15 protein-coding genes are annotated in these 15807 nt (G+C 60.9%); 10 read left to right on the forward strand and 5 right to left on the reverse strand.

Going from position 1 to position 15807, the window contains the following annotated elements; all coding sequences use genetic code 11:
* Positions 1–23 precede the first annotated feature (23 nt).
* The 3 genes from A9G06_RS07225 to A9G06_RS07235 are packed head-to-tail and all read left to right on the forward strand — an operon-like array spanning position 24 to position 4139.
* On the forward strand, positions 24–1751 hold the full coding sequence (locus A9G06_RS07225) for a potassium/proton antiporter (protein WP_069554736.1): 1728 nt from the start codon (positions 24–26) through the stop codon (positions 1749–1751).
* A 43-nt stretch (positions 1752–1794) separates the two neighbouring features.
* The gene (locus A9G06_RS07230; protein ID WP_069554737.1) at positions 1795–2898 is read left to right on the forward strand and encodes a beta-N-acetylglucosaminidase domain-containing protein; all 1104 of its coding nucleotides are present in this window, start codon (positions 1795–1797) and stop codon (positions 2896–2898) included.
* A gap of 32 nt (positions 2899–2930) precedes the next feature.
* Entirely contained in the window at positions 2931–4139 is a 1209-nt protein-coding gene (locus A9G06_RS07235) for a cation:proton antiporter (protein WP_069554738.1), read from the forward strand.
* Between the two features lie 73 nt (positions 4140–4212).
* Here A9G06_RS07235 and A9G06_RS07240 read toward each other — a convergent pair whose 3' ends face one another.
* Entirely contained in the window at positions 4213–4845 is a 633-nt protein-coding gene (locus A9G06_RS07240) for a LysE family translocator (RefSeq protein WP_069554739.1), read from the reverse strand.
* Positions 4846–5077: 232 nt separating this feature from the next.
* Here A9G06_RS07240 and A9G06_RS07245 point away from each other — a divergent pair, with 232 nt between their 5' ends.
* The 3 genes from A9G06_RS07245 to A9G06_RS07255 all read left to right on the forward strand — a co-directional run bounded on the left by A9G06_RS07245 (position 5078) and on the right by A9G06_RS07255 (position 7699).
* Positions 5078–6700, forward strand: a complete 1623-nt coding sequence (locus tag A9G06_RS07245; protein ID WP_069554740.1) for a methyl-accepting chemotaxis protein — start codon at positions 5078–5080, stop codon at positions 6698–6700.
* A gap of 175 nt (positions 6701–6875) precedes the next feature.
* Positions 6876–7406: a DUF1523 family protein gene (locus A9G06_RS07250; protein ID WP_005350438.1), complete on the forward strand. Its 531-nt coding sequence runs from the start codon at positions 6876–6878 to the stop codon at positions 7404–7406.
* Positions 7403–7699 (forward strand): helix-turn-helix domain-containing protein, encoded by a 297-nt coding sequence (locus tag A9G06_RS07255; protein ID WP_005344341.1) that lies wholly within the window; start codon positions 7403–7405, stop codon positions 7697–7699. The genes A9G06_RS07250 and A9G06_RS07255 overlap by 4 nt, the downstream gene beginning before the upstream one ends.
* Positions 7700–7800: 101 nt before the next feature.
* Here the strand turns inward: A9G06_RS07255 and A9G06_RS07260 are convergent, their stop codons facing one another.
* Together A9G06_RS07260 and rihA are read right to left on the reverse strand one after the other, a co-directional pair.
* On the reverse strand, positions 7801–8268 hold the full coding sequence (locus tag A9G06_RS07260) for a hypothetical protein (protein WP_069554741.1): 468 nt from the start codon (positions 8266–8268) through the stop codon (positions 7801–7803).
* Positions 8269–8301: 33 nt separating this feature from the next.
* The gene (gene rihA / locus A9G06_RS07265) at positions 8302–9237 is read right to left on the reverse strand and encodes a pyrimidine-specific ribonucleoside hydrolase RihA (RefSeq protein ID WP_069554742.1); all 936 of its coding nucleotides are present in this window, start codon (positions 9235–9237) and stop codon (positions 8302–8304) included.
* 222 nt (positions 9238–9459) lie between these two features.
* Between rihA and A9G06_RS07270 the strand changes: the two genes are divergently transcribed.
* A complete protein-coding gene (locus A9G06_RS07270) occupies positions 9460–10188 on the forward strand; it encodes an RluA family pseudouridine synthase (protein ID WP_083243742.1) in 729 nt (242 codons plus the stop codon).
* A 159-nt stretch (positions 10189–10347) separates the two neighbouring features.
* Here A9G06_RS07270 and udp read toward each other — a convergent pair whose 3' ends face one another.
* On the reverse strand, positions 10348–11103 hold the full coding sequence (gene udp / locus A9G06_RS07275) for a uridine phosphorylase (protein WP_005337975.1): 756 nt from the start codon (positions 11101–11103) through the stop codon (positions 10348–10350).
* 382 nt (positions 11104–11485) lie between these two features.
* Here udp and yiaY point away from each other — a divergent pair, with 382 nt between their 5' ends.
* The 3 genes from yiaY to A9G06_RS07290 all read left to right on the forward strand — a co-directional run bounded on the left by yiaY (position 11486) and on the right by A9G06_RS07290 (position 13913).
* Entirely contained in the window at positions 11486–12637 is a 1152-nt protein-coding gene (gene yiaY / locus A9G06_RS07280) for an L-threonine dehydrogenase (RefSeq protein WP_069554744.1), read from the forward strand.
* Positions 12638–12773: 136 nt separating this feature from the next.
* On the forward strand, positions 12774–13112 hold the full coding sequence (gene bamE, locus A9G06_RS07285) for an outer membrane protein assembly factor BamE (protein ID WP_069554745.1): 339 nt from the start codon (positions 12774–12776) through the stop codon (positions 13110–13112).
* 171 nt (positions 13113–13283) lie between these two features.
* Positions 13284–13913: an NAD(P)H-binding protein gene (locus A9G06_RS07290; protein WP_069554746.1), complete on the forward strand. Its 630-nt coding sequence runs from the start codon at positions 13284–13286 to the stop codon at positions 13911–13913.
* A 144-nt stretch (positions 13914–14057) separates the two neighbouring features.
* Here the strand turns inward: A9G06_RS07290 and A9G06_RS07295 are convergent, their stop codons facing one another.
* Entirely contained in the window at positions 14058–15752 is a 1695-nt protein-coding gene (locus tag A9G06_RS07295; protein WP_069554747.1) for a pyridoxal-dependent decarboxylase, read from the reverse strand.
* Positions 15753–15807: the final 55 nt, after the last annotated feature.

Raw genomic sequence — 15807 nt, forward strand, 5'->3', positions numbered from 1 at the left:
CATTACCAGGAAGGAGTTCGCCCTTGGATGCCGCTACCATCAACAGTTTCTTTTTTGTCGCTGCCCTGTTGGTGGGAGCCAGCGTACTGTTGAGCGCCCTCTCTTCCCGCCTCGGTATTCCCATTCTGGTTATCTTCCTCGCCGTCGGCATGCTGGCCGGTGAGGATGGCCCCGGTGGTATCCACTTCGCTGACTACTCCATCGCCTATCTGGTGGGCAACCTGGCGCTGGCCATCATTCTGCTCGACGGCGGCATGCGCACCCGGGTCTCCTCGTTTCGGGTTGCACTCTGGCCTGCCTTGTCGCTGGCGACGGTCGGGGTGGCCATCACCACCGGCCTGACGGGTCTGGCCGCCGCCTGGCTGTTTGACCTCAACCTGATGCAGGGGATGCTGATCGGTGCAATCGTCGGCTCCACCGATGCGGCGGCGGTCTTCTCCCTGCTTGGCGGGCGCAGTCTCAACGAGCGGGTGAGCGCGACGCTGGAGATAGAATCGGGCAGCAACGATCCCATGGCGGTGTTTCTCACCGTCACCCTCATCGAGGTGCTCGCCACCGCCCAGCAAGGGCTGGATGGGGGCTTCCTGCTGCTGCAACTGGTCAAGCAGTTTGGTCTTGGCGCCGGGATTGGCCTTGTTGGCGGCTGGCTGCTGTGGCGTCTCATCAACACCGCCCGCCTGGCGCCGGGGCTCTATCCGCTGCTCACCGTCAGCGGCGGTCTGCTGATCTTCGCCCTCACCACAGCGGTCGGTGGCAGCGGCATTCTCGCCATCTATCTCACAGGTCTGTTGCTCGGCAACCTCGCCCTGCGCAGCCGCAGCACCACCTTGTCGGTGCTGGACGGTCTGACCTGGCTCAGCCAGATCGGCATGTTTCTGGTGCTGGGGCTGCTCGCCTCACCCCACAAACTGCTGCCCATCGCCCTGCCCGCACTGGCGCTGGCGATGTGGATGATCCTGTTTGCCCGCCCGGTGTCGGTCTGGATCGGACTGCTGCCATTCAAGAACTTCGCCCCCCGCGAGCGCTGGTTTATCTCCTGGGTTGGCCTGCGCGGCGCGGTGCCCATCATTCTGGCGGTGTTCCCCATGATGGCGGGGCTACCCAACGCCCAGCTCTACTTCAACGTCGCCTTCTTCGTGGTGCTGGTCTCGCTAATTTTGCAGGGCAGCTCGCTGCCGCTGGCCTCAAAACTGGCGCGGGTGGAAGTACCGGCCCCGCCGTCGCCCATCAACCGCTCGGGGCTCGAGATCGATCTCGACAGCCAGTGGGAGACCTTCGTCTACCAGCTGGGGGAGGAGAAGTGGTGCATCGGCTCGCCGCTGCGGGATCTGCAGATGCCCGCCGGCACCCGGATCTGCGCCCTGTTTCGTGGCCGCGAGCTGCTCCACCCCTCAGGCAGTACCTGTCTGCAGGCCGATGACATCCTCTGCGTGATCGGCCACGAACGTGACCTCCCTGCCCTCGGCCAGCTCTTTAGCCAGGCACCGGAGCAGGATCTCGGCCCCCGCTTCTTCGGTGACTTCCTGCTGGAAGCAGCCGCGCGGCTGGTGGATCTCGCCCCTCTCTACGGGCTGGATGTGAGCGAGGTGGCGGATCAGACACTGGGTGATTTTATTGCCAGCCAGTTGGGCGATAATCTGGTGGTCGGTGACAACATCGAATGGCAGGGCCTGATCTGGACCGTGGCCGAAATGGACGAGAGCGTGCCGAGCAAGATCGGGGTGCGCTTTCAGGAAGAGGACCCGGTCTGACCGACCGTCCCGTATCAAGTCCCCAGCAAGAAGGGAGAGTGTTATGCCATATCAAAGTTTGCTGTCCGGCCCCCTGCCCCCCGCTGCCAATCTGGGGGTCATTGAAGGCTTTTTTGGCAAGGGATGGAGCTGGCAGGCCCGCGCCCGCTACGCCCAGTGGCTGCCACGCCACGGCTACGGCTTCTATATCTATGCCCCGAAAGAGGATGGCTATCTGCGCAAGCACTGGGCCCTCCCCTGGCCCGAGCAGCAGCTGGCGGATCTCGCCGAGCTGGCGCGCCAGTGCCGCGCCAACGGACTCGCCTTCGGGGTGGGCTTGAGCCCTATGGGGGCGCATCATGACTACGATCGCAAGCGCTCGGCGCTGCTTGAGAAAGTGCGCCTCATCGACGAGATGCTCCAGCCTGACATTCTGGCAGTGCTGTTTGACGACATGAAGGGGGATACCCCGGACCTGGCCCGGCACCAGCTCACCATCGCCCACGACATCGTGGCCCACAGCAAGGCGACCCGCCTCATCTTCTGCCCCAGCTACTACTCGACCGATCCGGTGCTGGAGAAGGTGTTCGGCGCCATGCCTCCCCGCTATCTGGAGGAGCTTGGCGAGCAGCTCGACCGCCGCTTCGAGATCTTCTGGACCGGCCCCAAGGTCTGCTCCAGCGAATATCCGGCCAGCCACCTCAAACAGGTGACCGAACTGCTCGGCCGCAAGCCCTTCCTGTGGGACAACTACCCGGTCAACGATGGCAGCAAGGCGAGCAGCTACCTCCACCTGCGCGCCTTCGAGAACCGCCCTGCCGAGCTGGCGGATCTGGTCTCTGGCCACGCGGTCAACCCGATGAAACAGGCGGCGCTGTCGGCCTTGCCCCTCGCCACCCTGCCAATGAGCTACCGGCTCGGCAAACAGTACGACCCCGACAAGGCGCTGCATGCCGCCCTCAACGCCACCTGCGGCCCGCAGATCTCGGCAATGATCGAGGCCGACCTGCCGCTGTTTCAGGATCTGGGGCTGGCCCGACTAACTCCCGAGCAGATTGCCGCCCTCAAGGCGCGTTACCTGCCGTTTCGTGACCAATCCTGCGTAGACGAAATCGTGCGCTGGCTGGACGGCGAGTATGTGTTCGACCCCGACTGCCTGACCGATTAAACCACCCCTGCGGGGGGCAGAAAGGAGGTTGTATGGATGCACACCTGCTTTACCAGAATCTGGCGGTGATCGCCGCCTTCTTGCTGATCTACAGCCTGATCGCGGGGCGCTTTGAATCAAAGCTGGTAAACGGCCCCCTGCTATTTCTGCTGACTGGCTGGCTGCTGGGGCCGGGCGGGCTGGAGCTGCTCTCCCTCTCTATCGACAGCGCAGGCATCAAGCTGCTGGCCGAGCTGACGCTGGTCATCGTGCTGTTCAACGATGCCGCCAACACCAACTGGCAGGTATTGCTGGCCAACCGCCAGCTCCCCATCCGGCTTTTGCTGATTGGCCTGCCCCTAACCCTGCTCTGTGGCGCCCTGTTTGGCCACTGGATTTTCCCCGACTTGCCACTGCTGGAGATGGCGATCCTCTCCACCATTCTTGCCCCCACCGATGCGGCGCTCGGCAAGGCAGTGGTCAGCAACCCCGCGGTGCCGGCACCGGTGCGCGAAGGGCTCAATCAGGAGAGCGGCCTCAACGACGGCATCTGCGTACCGGTACTGCTTCTGCTGCTGGCTCTTATCGCCCCCACAGAGCAGCACGCAGGCACCGCCACTCTTGCCATCACCCTGATGCTGGAGGAGATCGGCATTGGCCTGCTGGTCGCCTTTGTGCTGACCGCCCTCACCGTCCGGCTGCTGAAAATCTCCTATCTCAATGGCTGGCAACTGCCGCTCTGGCGTCAGCTCACCATGCCGGGGCTGGCGCTGCTCTGCTTTGCGCTGGCCCAGACTCTCGGGGGGAGCGGCTTTATCGCCGCCTTTGTCGGCGGCCTCTTTATCGGCCACCGCCTCGGCGAGCACAAGCACGCCTATATGGACAGCTGCGAAGGGTACGGCGATCTGCTCTCCGTGGTGATCTGGATGGTGTTTGGCGCCACCCTGATGCCCATTCTGCCGGAGCTGCTGCACTGGCAATACTGGATCTATGCCGTCGCCAGCCTCACCCTGCTGCGGATGGTACCGGTCTGGCTGAGCCTCATCGGCACCGGCCTCAAGCCGGAGCTCAAGCTCTTTATCGGCTGGTTTGGGCCACGGGGCCTTGCCAGCATCGTCTTTGCGGTAATGGTGCAGCAAAACCAGCCAGCCCTGATTGGTCAGCGCCCCATCATCGCCACCGTACTCTGCACCATCATATTGAGCGTCATTCTGCACGGCCTCACCGCCAACCCCTGGGTCGAGCGTTTCAAGCCGCGCTGAGCCACCCGGCGCCCATTAAAAATGCCACCGACCGGTGGCATTTTTCTTTCGTGGTGTGGGTCACAGACGGCTCTTAACCGAGCGCCAGCCAGACCCCCACCCCCAGCATCAAAGTACCGGCGATGCGGTTCATCAGGGTGACGTTGCCGCTCTTGGCGAGGAAGTGGCGCAGAGTACGGCCACCGCTGGCATAGAGCAGCAGGCAGGAGAACTCGATAACCAGGATCAGCGCCACCAGCGCGCTGATCTGCGGCGCCATCGGTTTGTCGGCAGAGATAAAGGGGGGCAGCAAGGAGATCATGAAAGCCCACCCTTTGGGGTTGGCGATGGCGGTGACAAAGCCCTGCACCGCCAGCCCCATGGCGCTGGTCTGTTGACCGGCCGAGAGATCCGCCGGAATAGCCATCTTTCCTTTGGCCTGCCACATCTGGATGCCAAGCCACACCAGATAGGCACCCCCCACATATTTGAAGGCGGCGAAGATCCCCGGATAGTTGAGCATGATGGCTGCCACCCCGATCACCGACAGCACCGAGACCAGCCCGACACCAATCAGCTCCCCCCACATCATGTGCAGGGTACGGCGCACCCCCAGGCTCATCCCCAGGGTCATCGACAGGGTCATGCACATGCCGGGGGTCACCGAGACAAAGAAAAAGGTCGGGATAAACAGAGCCAGAATGGCCGGATCGATCCAGCTGGACACAACACACCTCCATATGACGAGAGCGGGAAATCACGAAAACGGGACAGGATTGACACAACCCAACCAGTTGTACCACATATTCAGGGGATAAAGCGCTCAATCATGCCTAAATGGCTCCTTTCTCACAAGAAAAAACCTTTTCTTCAGCACATTTCAGCAATAAAAGCCTGTGACAGCTCCTGACGTGCATGTGTAAGATGTCGGCTCCTCCAATTCCGGATTAGAGCCATTTATGTCATTGAATAATCTATCAATACGTGTCCAGGTCTTGATACCTTTGCTGCTGGCCAGCCTGCTGATGATGGTGATGATCGCCATCAGCAAACAGGGTTTGGATGAAGCCATCAATGACATAGATGAGACGACCCAGAGCGTGGTCCAGCACAAGGACGATATTGCCAAACTGATCCACGCCACCTACCGGCTACGCACCAGCGCCATCTATGGCCTCTACGATGCCAAGCTGTTTGCCGCTCTGCCCGCAAACCTCAACAGCGCCGAGCAGGAGATCAACGCCATCCTCGGCCGTCTGGTGCTCCCCGGTGCCGAGCAGGATAACCGTCAGGTCGCTGCCGCCCTGCAGGCCTACCTCAGCCATACCCGCAGCAACATGCTGCCGCTGCTGGCGCAAAAACATCAGGGTGGCGGCGATCCGGTCGCCTACGAGGCGGCTCGACTCCATTTCCGCGAGCTGGGTGAACAGCTGATCAAGCAGATCGACAGCATGTCCGCCCACATCAACCAGCTGATCCAGCAAGAGCTGGCCGAAGAGCAGGCCCACTACGACGCCACCCTGCTGCGTACCCTGCTGCTCACCGCCGGTACCCTGCTGGCGGCGCTGATCTGTGGCTGGGTCCTCTCCGGGCGCATCGTCAGCCCCATCAGTCAGCTACAAGAGGTGATGCACGCCGTGGCGCAAGGGCGCTTCAACGTGCGCGCCAAAGCGGAGGGCAACAACGAGCTGACCCGTCTGGCCAAAGATATCAACCTCACTCTGGGGCAACTTCGTAGCACCATCGAGAACCTGACCGGGATCAGCAACAGCGTCGCCTCCGCCGCCACCGAGCTGGCCGCCGTGATGACCCAGTCCGAGGCCAATGCAAAGCAGCAGCACAGCGAGATCGAACAGGTCGCCTCCGCCGTGACCGAACTCTCCAGCACCGCTGACAACGTCAACCACAACGCCGCCATCGCCGACGAGCTGGCGCGGGATGCCAATGGCCGGGTCGAACAGGGGCTCGCCCTCTTTACCGAAAGCATCGCCGCCAACAGCCGGATGGCGGGCAGTCTGGAAGATGCCGCCGCCATCGTGGCTCAGCTCAAATCCCAGTCCGAGCAGATCGGCAAGGTAATTGAAGTGATCCAGGGGATCTCCGAGCAGACCAACCTGCTGGCGCTCAATGCCGCCATCGAAGCGGCCCGTGCCGGTGAAACGGGTCGTGGTTTTGCGGTGGTGGCCGACGAAGTGAGAATGCTGGCAGCCCGTACCCAGGACTCCACCAAGGAGATCCAGGCCATCATCGAGCGGCTGCAGAGCCAGTCCCAATCCGCCAACAACGGCGTACAGGAGACTCTGGAGATCCTCAGCCATAACCAGCGCTTGTCGGCTCAGGTGCAGGATCTGCTAAGCGGCATTACCGGTGCCGTGCGCCAGATCAACGACGCCAACGCCCAGGTCGCTACCGCCGCCGAGGAGCAGTCCTGCGTTACCGCCGACATCAACCGCAACATCACCAATATTCACGAGATCGTGAGCCAGAGCTCCGCTGGCATCAGCCAGAGCGCCAGTGCCAGCAACGAACTCTCCCAGCTCGCCGAGCAGCAACGCAAACAGCTGGCCCAATTCCAGCTGTAAGCGCACAAAGTGAACCAGACAAAAAGGCCCGCAAGGGCCTTTCTTGTTGATGGAGCAATGGCTTTGTCTCTGTTTTAAACGCCATTTTTTGGCCGTTGGTGCCATAAGGGGCTGGGCTGAGGGGGCAAATGTGAGTATGGTAGAGGCACGTCACTCCCCCTCACGTGAGCACACCATGAGCCTGAGATTCAAGAAACCCGCTTTTATCGCCTTGGGGCTCATCGCCCTCATTTCCGCCGCTTGGCTCGACTACTACCTGCCGGAGCACACCATCGCCACCATCACCGGGGTCGAGGTGAAGCGTACCGACAAGGATGGCCCTATCAGCCAGAAGAACCCGGCTGACGGCCCCACCACCGACGTCTATTACATCTACACCGAGCGCCCCGGCGAGAAGATCCGGGTGTTTCGCAATGAAGATACCGAGTGGGGCTGGCCCTTCTACTTCAAATTCAACGCCGCCGACGTCCAGGCCAAGGCCAAGTCGATGGAGTTCGAGAAACGCCTGGCCATCATTACCTCCTACGGCTGGCGCGTGAACATGTTCTCCATGTTCCCCAACGTCACCAAGATTGAGAGCACCGAGCCTGACGCCTCCACCTGGAGCTTCTTCCGCTGGTTCTGGTTCGGCCTCTGGGCACTGGTGATGGGCAAGGCAGCCATCGCAACCTGGCGCTACTTCGATCGTCTTGAGGACGAGCTATGAGCGAGCCGAGCAAGACCCGCACCAGCTTCTACCGGCGGCTCTACGTGGCCTGGCTGATCAGCCAGGGCACAGATACGGTGCCCGCCATCATGGAGGCAACCGGCATGCCGCGCCGCACCGCGCAAGATACCCTGAGCGCGCTAGCCGAACTCGATATCAGCTGCGCCTTCGAGCAGACCGAGGGGGCTCGCCACCTGCAGGGACACTACCGCATCAGCGACTGGGGTCCCATCAATCCGGCGTGGATCAAGGCTCAACTGCCGCTTATCAAAGAGACGTTGAGCTATCCCTGATCCGAGAACCGCTCTGCAATCACACTCTGCTTTAAATTAAAGAGGGGCCAGCCGGCAAGGCTGGCCCCTCTTTTTTCAGGCCGATGGCGTGACAGGTGGCTCTACTCGGGCATGGCCGAATCCTCAAGCTCCCCGTCTGACTCACCGCGGGTGCAGTCGATGATGGAGCGCTTGGGGTTGTTGGGATCGCGCAAAAGCAGAGGGGCTAAGCCCTCGTCATGCTTCTGCTCGTCGCCAAACTCGCTGCCGTAGGCGTTATGGGTCAAGCGGCGGGCGTTGGCGATGGGGGTATCGACAAAGAGGGCATGCACTTCGAAGCTGGAAGCGGGCACGATAAAGCCGACCACCGGCAAGCCGTGCAGCTCCTCGTGCACCTTGTACCAGGCAAAGCCGTCACTCACCTTGTAGGGGGTGTAGTTGGCCAGTTGTAGATTGGCGGGCTTGCCCGTCTCATCAACATAGAGATCGGTAAATTCACAGGTCGCCAACCCCTGCCACATCCGCTCAAATGGCGTCGCACAGCCTGTCAGTTGCAACCCGGCCAGCAGCACCAAGCCTCTCTTCCACATTCCCCGCCCCTTCTTGCAAAAATGAACCGGCGCTCAGTCAAACGCCCGCAGCCGCGTCACCAGCAGATCGATAAAGCCCGGACGATCCAGCCCCAACAATACCAGCGCATTGGCTGGCTTGCCGGTTAGACCATAACGATCCACCACCGTCATCCCCACGGTATGCTCCCCACTGGTCTCGATATCGACCCGGCACTCGACCCCGTGGAACAGCTGGGGAGCCAGCAACCAGGCAATGGTACAGGGGTCGTGGAGCGGTGCACCAGCAAATCCCCACTTGGGATCCCGATGGTAGATCATGAAAAAGTCGAGCAGCCCGGCCACGCACTGGGCCACCGGATTGGTGATGGCGCGCACCCGCTCGATATCCTCGTCCATCACCTGCGCCTCATGAGTCACATCGAGGCCGCACATGGTGATGGGGATGCCCGACTTGAAAACCATATCGGCCGCTTCCGGGTCCACATAAATATTGAATTCCGCCGCCGGCGTCCAGTTGCCAGCCCCTGCGGCGCCCCCCATCAGCACGATGCGGGCGATCTTGATCTTTAGCTCGGGGTGAGCCGCCAGCAGCAGGGCGATATTGGTGAGCGGGCCGGTCGGCACCAGGGTCACGGGCTGCGGGCTCTCGCGCAGGCACTTGGCCATCAGCTCAATCCCCGTCATCCCCTGCGGGGCAAAGGCGGGATCCGGCAGTTTGGGGCCATCGAGACCCGATTCGCCATGGACGTTGTCGGCGATGATCAGCTCCCGGGCCAGCGGTTTCGGCGCACCCGCCGCTACCGGAATATCGTTGCGCCCCAGCAAGGTGAGGATGCGCAGGGCATTGTTGAGGGTCTTGTCCGGGGTCTGGTTGCCCGCGCTGGTGGTAACTGCCAACACGTCAAGTTCAGGGCTGGCCAGCGCCAGAATGAGGGAGATGGCGTCGTCGTGGCCGGGATCACAATCGAGAATAACGGGCAGTGCCATGGGATGAGTCCTTACAACATAACAGGGAGCCATACCTTAACAAGCAAGCCTCGGATGAACTCGGGAAGGGGTCACAAAACGGGGCCTTGTTGCTGACCTGGGCGGTTTGCACGGCACACCGCCCCGCTCAACACGGCTCATTATCAAAAGGTTGCATGGCGTCATGCCGTTCATTTTCCGAGGCAGCGCACCGCCCATTCGCCCGGCAGCGCCGGTTCGGGTATGATCGCACCCCGTTTCCAGCCTGTGCCACCTATGTCCGTTATCGTCGACACCTTTATCGCCCCGCCCTGCAGTGCCGCCATCGAGATCCTGTTCGAAGATAAGCACCTGCTGCTCATCAACAAGCCGAGCGGCCTGCTGAGTCTGTCAGGCAAGAACCCGCAGAACCTCGACTCGGTTCACTATCGACTGGTGCAGGATTTCCCAGGCTGCACCCTGGTGCATCGCCTAGATTTTGGCACCTCAGGCATCATGGTGGTGGCCAGAAACAAGGCCATCAATGCCCTGCTCTGCCAGCAGTTCAGCCAGCGGGCGGTGAGCAAAGCCTACAGTGCCCTGCTGTGCAGTCATCTGGCTAGTGATGAAGGGCTTATCGATGCCCCCATCGCCAAGGATCCGGCCATTTTCCCGCTGATGAAGATCTGCGCCACCAGCGGCAAACCCGCCCGCTCCCGCTATCAGGTGATTGAGCGGCTGGAGCAGCAGATGCAGGGGCAGACCGTGCCTTTGACCCGGGTACGACTGGTGCCGGAGACCGGCCGCACCCATCAGCTACGGATCCACAGTCAGCTGCTGGGCCACCCCATCCTCGGCTGCGATCTCTATGGCGGCCTGCTGCAACCCGGCTGCGAACAGGCGCCGCGGCTAATGCTGCATGCCAGCGAGCTGGATTTTGCTCATCCGGTGAGCGGCGAGCCGATGCAGATCCGCTGTGCCGCGCCTTTTTAGGAGCAATCAGTAGAGGCCGTCAGTAGATGGCAATAGACGCGAGTGCGGCGGGAATAGAGAAAGGCGTGGCGTGACGCGAGAAGAAAAGGGACAAATGGCGGATAAAGATAGGGGCCGCGCTTTCGCAACGGCCCCCACCCCCCACTCTTTGTGGTGCTATCAGATCAGCTTGCGGGCAGCGCCCAGTACGATCTTGATGGCATCAGATTCGGTCTTCGCCATGGTCTCGGCGTTCGGGATCTCTTGCTGGGTACGGTTGACGATAACGCCAGCCACCATACCGGCACGCAGGCCCTGGCTGGAGCACATGGTCAGCAGGGTTGCGGACTCCATCTCATAGTTCAGCACGCCCATGGCTTGCCACTCTTTCATGGAACCCTGGAAACGGCTCACTACGCGGCCGGATACGGTGTCGTAACGCTCCTGACCCGGGTAGAAGGTGTCGGAGGAGGCAGTCACACCGATGTGCAGCTTGGAGCCCATCTCTTTGGCGGTGTTCACCAGCGCGGTGGTGCAGTCGAAGTCGGCAACAGCCGGGAACTCCATCGGTGCAAAGTGCAGGCTGGCACCGTCGAGGCGCACGGAACCGGTGGTCACGATCACATCACCCACGTTCAGGTGCGGCTGGATGGCGCCGGTGGTGCCGATACGCAGGAAGGTGCGGATACCCAGCTGGGCCAGCTCTTCTACCGCGATGGAGGTGGACGGGCCACCGATACCGGTAGAGCAGATGATCACGGCCTTGCCGTCCATCTCGCCGCGCCAGGTAGTGAATTCACGATGGCTGGCCAGGTGCACCGGGTTATCCAACAGCTCTGCGATACGCTTCACGCGCTCGGGGTCACCGGGGACGATCGCCAGGGTGGCGCCTTGCAGATCCGCTTTCTTCAAACCCAAGTGAAATACATCAGACATATTGGACTCCTGGTTGCCCCCTGCCAGCATGGTCAGGGCACAAGTTAAGATGATTCTTTATGATACTTTCAAGCCTTTACCCCCCTCTTCGGGGAGGCGCCAACTATGGTCGAAAGCGCTTTCCAATTCCTTGAAGCGCCTCACACTTCCACGCATTGACAGTGACAAACATTGCGCAAAACGTTTGCTAACTCAATGAAATAATTGACAAACGTTTTTCTACAAATCAAGTCAGATGCGGGAAAGTCAAGCCTGGTTCAGCGCTTAATTAACGACTCGTGATCGACCCCGTAAAGTTGTAAACAAGATGCTTTTGTATCCCTTTCTAGATGGTAGCCTAGCTCTCAACTACCACTTAATGGCTAACTATAGGAAGTCCATCATGGCTACATTCAAATTCTATATTCCCGCTATCAACCTGATGGGTGCCGGCTGTCTGCAAGAGGCCGCCGCCGATATCAAGGGTTACGGCTATCGCAAGGCGCTGATCGTCACCGACAAAATCCTCAACCAGATCGGCGTGGTCGCCAAGCTCACCACCCTGTTGGCTGAACATGGCATTGAAAGCGCTGTTTTCGATGAGACCAAACCCAACCCCACTACCAGCAACGTCGAAGCGGGTCTGGCCATGATCAAGGCCAACGGCTGCGATTGCGTCATCTCGCTGGGTGGCGGCTCGCCCCACGACTGCGCCAAGGGCATCGCGCTGGTCGCCGCCAACGGTGGCAGCATCAAGGATTACGAAGGGGTGGATCGCTCCGCCAAGCCGCAGTTGCCGCTTATCGCCATCAACACCACCGCCGGTACCGCTTCCGAGATGACCCGCTTCTGCATCATCACCGACGAAGCGCGCCACGTGAAAATGGCCATCATCGACAAGCACGTTACCCCGCTGATGTCGGTCAACGACCCCGAGCTGATGCTGGCCAAGCCAGCTGGTCTCACCGCCGCCACCGGTATGGATGCCCTGACTCACGCCATCGAGGCCTATGTCTCCACCATCGCCACCCCGGTGACCGATGCCAGCGCCGTGATGGCCATCGAGCTGATTGCCAAGCACCTGCGCACCGCCGTTCACCATGGCGATGACCTGCATGCCCGCAAGCAGATGGCCTACGCCCAGTTCCTGGCCGGCATGGCCTTCAACAACGCAAGCCTGGGCTATGTGCACGCCATGGCCCACCAGCTGGGCGGTTTCTACGACCTGCCCCACGGTGTCTGCAACGCCGTGCTGCTGCCCCACGTTCAGGCGTTCAACGCCCAGGTGAGCGCGGCTCGTCTGAAGGATGTGGCCCGCTACATGGGGGTGGACGTGAGCGCCATGAGCGACGAGCAGGGCGCTGCCGCTGCCATTGCCGCCATCAAGCAGCTGGCGCTGGATGTGAAGATCCCGGCCGGTCTGGAGCAGCTCGGCGTCAAGGCCGATGACTTCGATACCCTGGCCAGCAACGCCCTGAAAGATGCCTGCGGCTTCACCAACCCGAAACAGGCGAGCCACGAAGAGATCGTCGCCATCTTCCGCGCCGCCATGTAACGGCTGCCGGATTGCCAGAAAGGGTCGCAGTGCGACCCTTTTTATTGGCTGATGGATCAATGGCTTTTTACTTCCGTGGAGGGAGTCGGTATGATTTGCCGAGCCAAAAAGACTGTATGGATGATCTGAACTCGATATGCGGATGAAACACCTGATTGCCGCGGCTTTGACCGCCCTCACCCTCTCCGGTTGCAGCCTGGTCTATCGTATCGATATTCCCCAGGGCAACTATGTGGAACAAAAACAGGTCGACAAACTGCGCCAGGGGATGACCCGCGAGCAGGTCAGCTATGTACTGGGGACCCCCATGCTGCGTGACGGCTTTGACCCCAACACCTGGTACTACCTCTATGAATTCCAGCCGGGCTACGGCGACAAGGAGCGCAAAGAGCTCACTGTCACCTTCGCCAACGACAGGCTGACCACAGTGACGGGTGACTTCCCGCTGCCAGCAGCCTTCAATACCCCGCTCTGATATCCCGCAAAACCGGCCTCGCGCCGGTTTTGTTTTATCCAGCCCCGCGTAATTCATCCTGCCCGACAACACTGAGTCATTCCTCCCCATTGCAGCTGCTCGCAAATTGCCTGATGCTGATGAGCAGCCACCATGGCATCAACACCATCGAATGACACAGGGAGAATCCCCATGAGCCGGATCCTGATTGCCGGAGCCAGCGGCCTGATCGGTCGCGAACTGCTGCAGCAACTGCCTGCCGAACATGAACTGACCCTGCTCTGTCGCAAGCCGGGCAAGGATGCGCACCACTGGCTACCAGTCAATTTTGATGATCTGGCCAGCGTCACCCTCTCCCGCCCGGTGGATATCGCCTTCTGTGCCCTCGGTACCACCCGCAAGGAAGCGGGCTCTGCCGAGGCGTTTCGCCGGGTCGATCTCGACTATGTGGTCGCCTTTGCCGAGCTGGCCCGCCGCCACGGTTGTCAACGGCTCATCGTGGTCTCAAGCATGGGGGCCAGTGCATCGTCCCCGGCTCTCTATCCGCGTACCAAGGGGGAGATGGAGCAGGCCCTGCTGGCCCAATCCTGGCCACGGCTCGCCATCGTGCGGCCCGCCATGCTGCTCGGAGATCGCCAGCCACCGCGCCTCTCCGAGCAGATCTTTCAGACCATCTACCCGCTGTTTCGGCCGCTGCTGGTGGGCAAGCTCGCCCGCTGGCGCGCCATCGAGGCCAGTCAGGTGGCCCGCGCCATGATCGCCCTCTCGAAACTGCCCGCCGGGTGCGAGATTGTCGAGAACGAGCAGTTGCTGACCCTCTGAACCCGGCCTTCCCCACTACTTACGCACAGTGCTGCAAAAACAAAAGAGCAAGCCAATTGGCTTGCCCTTTGTTTATCTGTTGGCGAGGTACCCTGACCGCCTCTTGCCATCACAGGCCGCGCTCGACTGTCAGGGCAACATCCATCAACCGCGAATATGGTCGATAAAGGCGTCGATCTGCTCGCGAGTGCAGGCAGGGTTCATAAATACCGCCTTCTCCCCGGCGATGTAGGAGTACTTGCCGCGGGCGTCATAGTCGGAGTGGGCCACCGCCTCCACCCAGTTGGTGTAGAGCCCCACCTTGCCGCGCCCCTTGAATAGGCTGCGGTGGTAATCGGTGTTGCGCTGCAAGCGCGCCTTGTAGGCAGGATCGCTGGAGCGGGCCAGCTCGAAGGCGAATTCGGCCTCCGGATCGCTCACCCACTCGGGATTGTAGATCTTGAAGCCGACACTCGGCCCCTGATTCTCCTGCGCCACCAGCATGACGTTGCCCAGCTGGCTTAACCGGAAGCGGAAGTAGTTGGCATTTTGCAGGCAGTGGGCCAGCACGGTGCGATACCCCTCCACCCCCATGTAGTTGAGCGCCGCATAGGCACCGAACAGGCCGCTCGCGCCGCGGGAGCACTCGATGGTGGATTGCAGGTGGGTCTGGCCCTGAATGTCCCGCTCGAAGTAGGAGAAGTTCTCCGGGTCATTCTCCATCGCCTTGAGATCGTCCTGCTCTTTAATCATTACCAGGCTGGAGGTGTAGGGCACATAGCCCCACTTCTGGAAGTCAACGGTGAAGGAGTCGGCATATTTCAGCTCGGCAAAGCGCGCCACGTTGCGCTCGATCCCCGCCAGAGTCGCGCTGTTGATGGCGAGCGGGTTGGCGGCAAAGTCGTAACCCAGGAAGAAGATCATCGACCAGCCGATGGCTGCATCGACGTGGATGTGAGGTTTGACCGCCACTTCGAACTGCTCGCACAAGCGATTGCGCAGCTCGAACACGGGTTTCACCTGATCCACCCCGAAGGTGTCGGTGGTACCCATGGTGAGCATGATGGTGGGCACCACGTGTTTCAGGGCAAAACAGGCGGTCAGGGTGCGCTCGAGGTGGTCGAGATCGATATCGTTATTCTCCCCCACCTGAATGCGGATAGTCTTGTTTTCGATGTCGACCCCGAGCAGGGAGAGGTTGGTGATATTGGAGTAGTGACCGCCCTGGGAGTTGATGATGCGGTAATCCTGATAGTGGCCTAGTCCCTTGTGCTTGGCCTCCGGCAAGGTTTTGCGAATGCCGAGCAGGTAGCCGTAGAGGTTACAGAAGGTCCCCCCCTGGGTGAAGATGCCGGTGGCCCGCTCCGGGTCATAGCCCGCCAACAGGGCAATCTGGCGCACTACCTTCTTCTCCAGCTCCTCGGCCACTCCGGCGTATTCGGAGTAGACCAGATTGGGGTTGGCCAGAATACCCAGCTGGGCGCCGTAGATAGCGGGATCCGCCGACATGGTGATGACGTTCTCGACACTGGAGGGGTTCTCCCAATCTTTCGACAGCGCGGCGGCAAACAGCAGCTCGGCCATGGGCTCGCCCGGGGTGCGCATGGTGGCGGGCACCGGCATGGTCTCGCAGAGATCGGCCAAGCGGGCACGGCCATCAGGCCAGGCGTTCAGGCGGGCATCCGGCGCCAGACCACGGGCCCGAAATTCGTTGAGGGTGGCAAATCCGGGTTCGCGAAAAACGGGCCAGAGATCTGGATTGCGCGAGAAAAAGTTGGCTTTGACTGTGGCGAAACGGGCGGAGAAATCGGGGTGGACGGCATTGACGCTTTCGTCTTGAAGATAAACTAAGTCACTCATTTTTATACCATTAGTACAGCAAATGTGCGGCCGTTATACCCCTGTGCCAGCGGGG

The sequence above is a fragment of the Aeromonas sp. DNP9 genome (genome assembly GCF_001728955.1).
GTDB lineage: Bacteria > Pseudomonadota > Gammaproteobacteria > Enterobacterales > Aeromonadaceae > Aeromonas > Aeromonas veronii.

Coding starts and splice junctions, on each gene's coding strand:
- A9G06_RS07230 (WP_069554737.1), top strand. CDS start 1,795: ATGCCATATCAAAGTTTGCTGTCCGGCCCCCTGCCCCCCGCTGCCAAT.
- A9G06_RS07235 (WP_069554738.1), top strand. CDS start 2,931: ATGGATGCACACCTGCTTTACCAGAATCTGGCGGTGATCGCCGCCTTC.
- A9G06_RS07245 (WP_069554740.1), top strand. CDS start 5,078: ATGTCATTGAATAATCTATCAATACGTGTCCAGGTCTTGATACCTTTG.
- A9G06_RS07250 (WP_005350438.1), top strand. CDS start 6,876: ATGAGCCTGAGATTCAAGAAACCCGCTTTTATCGCCTTGGGGCTCATC.
- A9G06_RS07255 (WP_005344341.1), top strand. CDS start 7,403: ATGAGCGAGCCGAGCAAGACCCGCACCAGCTTCTACCGGCGGCTCTAC.
- A9G06_RS07260 (WP_069554741.1), bottom strand. CDS start 8,268: ATGTGGAAGAGAGGCTTGGTGCTGCTGGCCGGGTTGCAACTGACAGGC.
- rihA (WP_069554742.1), bottom strand. CDS start 9,237: ATGGCACTGCCCGTTATTCTCGATTGTGATCCCGGCCACGACGACGCC.
- A9G06_RS07270 (WP_083243742.1), top strand. CDS start 9,460: ATGATCGCACCCCGTTTCCAGCCTGTGCCACCTATGTCCGTTATCGTC.
- udp (WP_005337975.1), bottom strand. CDS start 11,103: ATGTCTGATGTATTTCACTTGGGTTTGAAGAAAGCGGATCTGCAAGGC.
- yiaY (WP_069554744.1), top strand. CDS start 11,486: ATGGCTACATTCAAATTCTATATTCCCGCTATCAACCTGATGGGTGCC.
- bamE (WP_069554745.1), top strand. CDS start 12,774: ATGCGGATGAAACACCTGATTGCCGCGGCTTTGACCGCCCTCACCCTC.
- A9G06_RS07290 (WP_069554746.1), top strand. CDS start 13,284: ATGAGCCGGATCCTGATTGCCGGAGCCAGCGGCCTGATCGGTCGCGAA.
- A9G06_RS07295 (WP_069554747.1), bottom strand. CDS start 15,752: ATGAGTGACTTAGTTTATCTTCAAGACGAAAGCGTCAATGCCGTCCAC.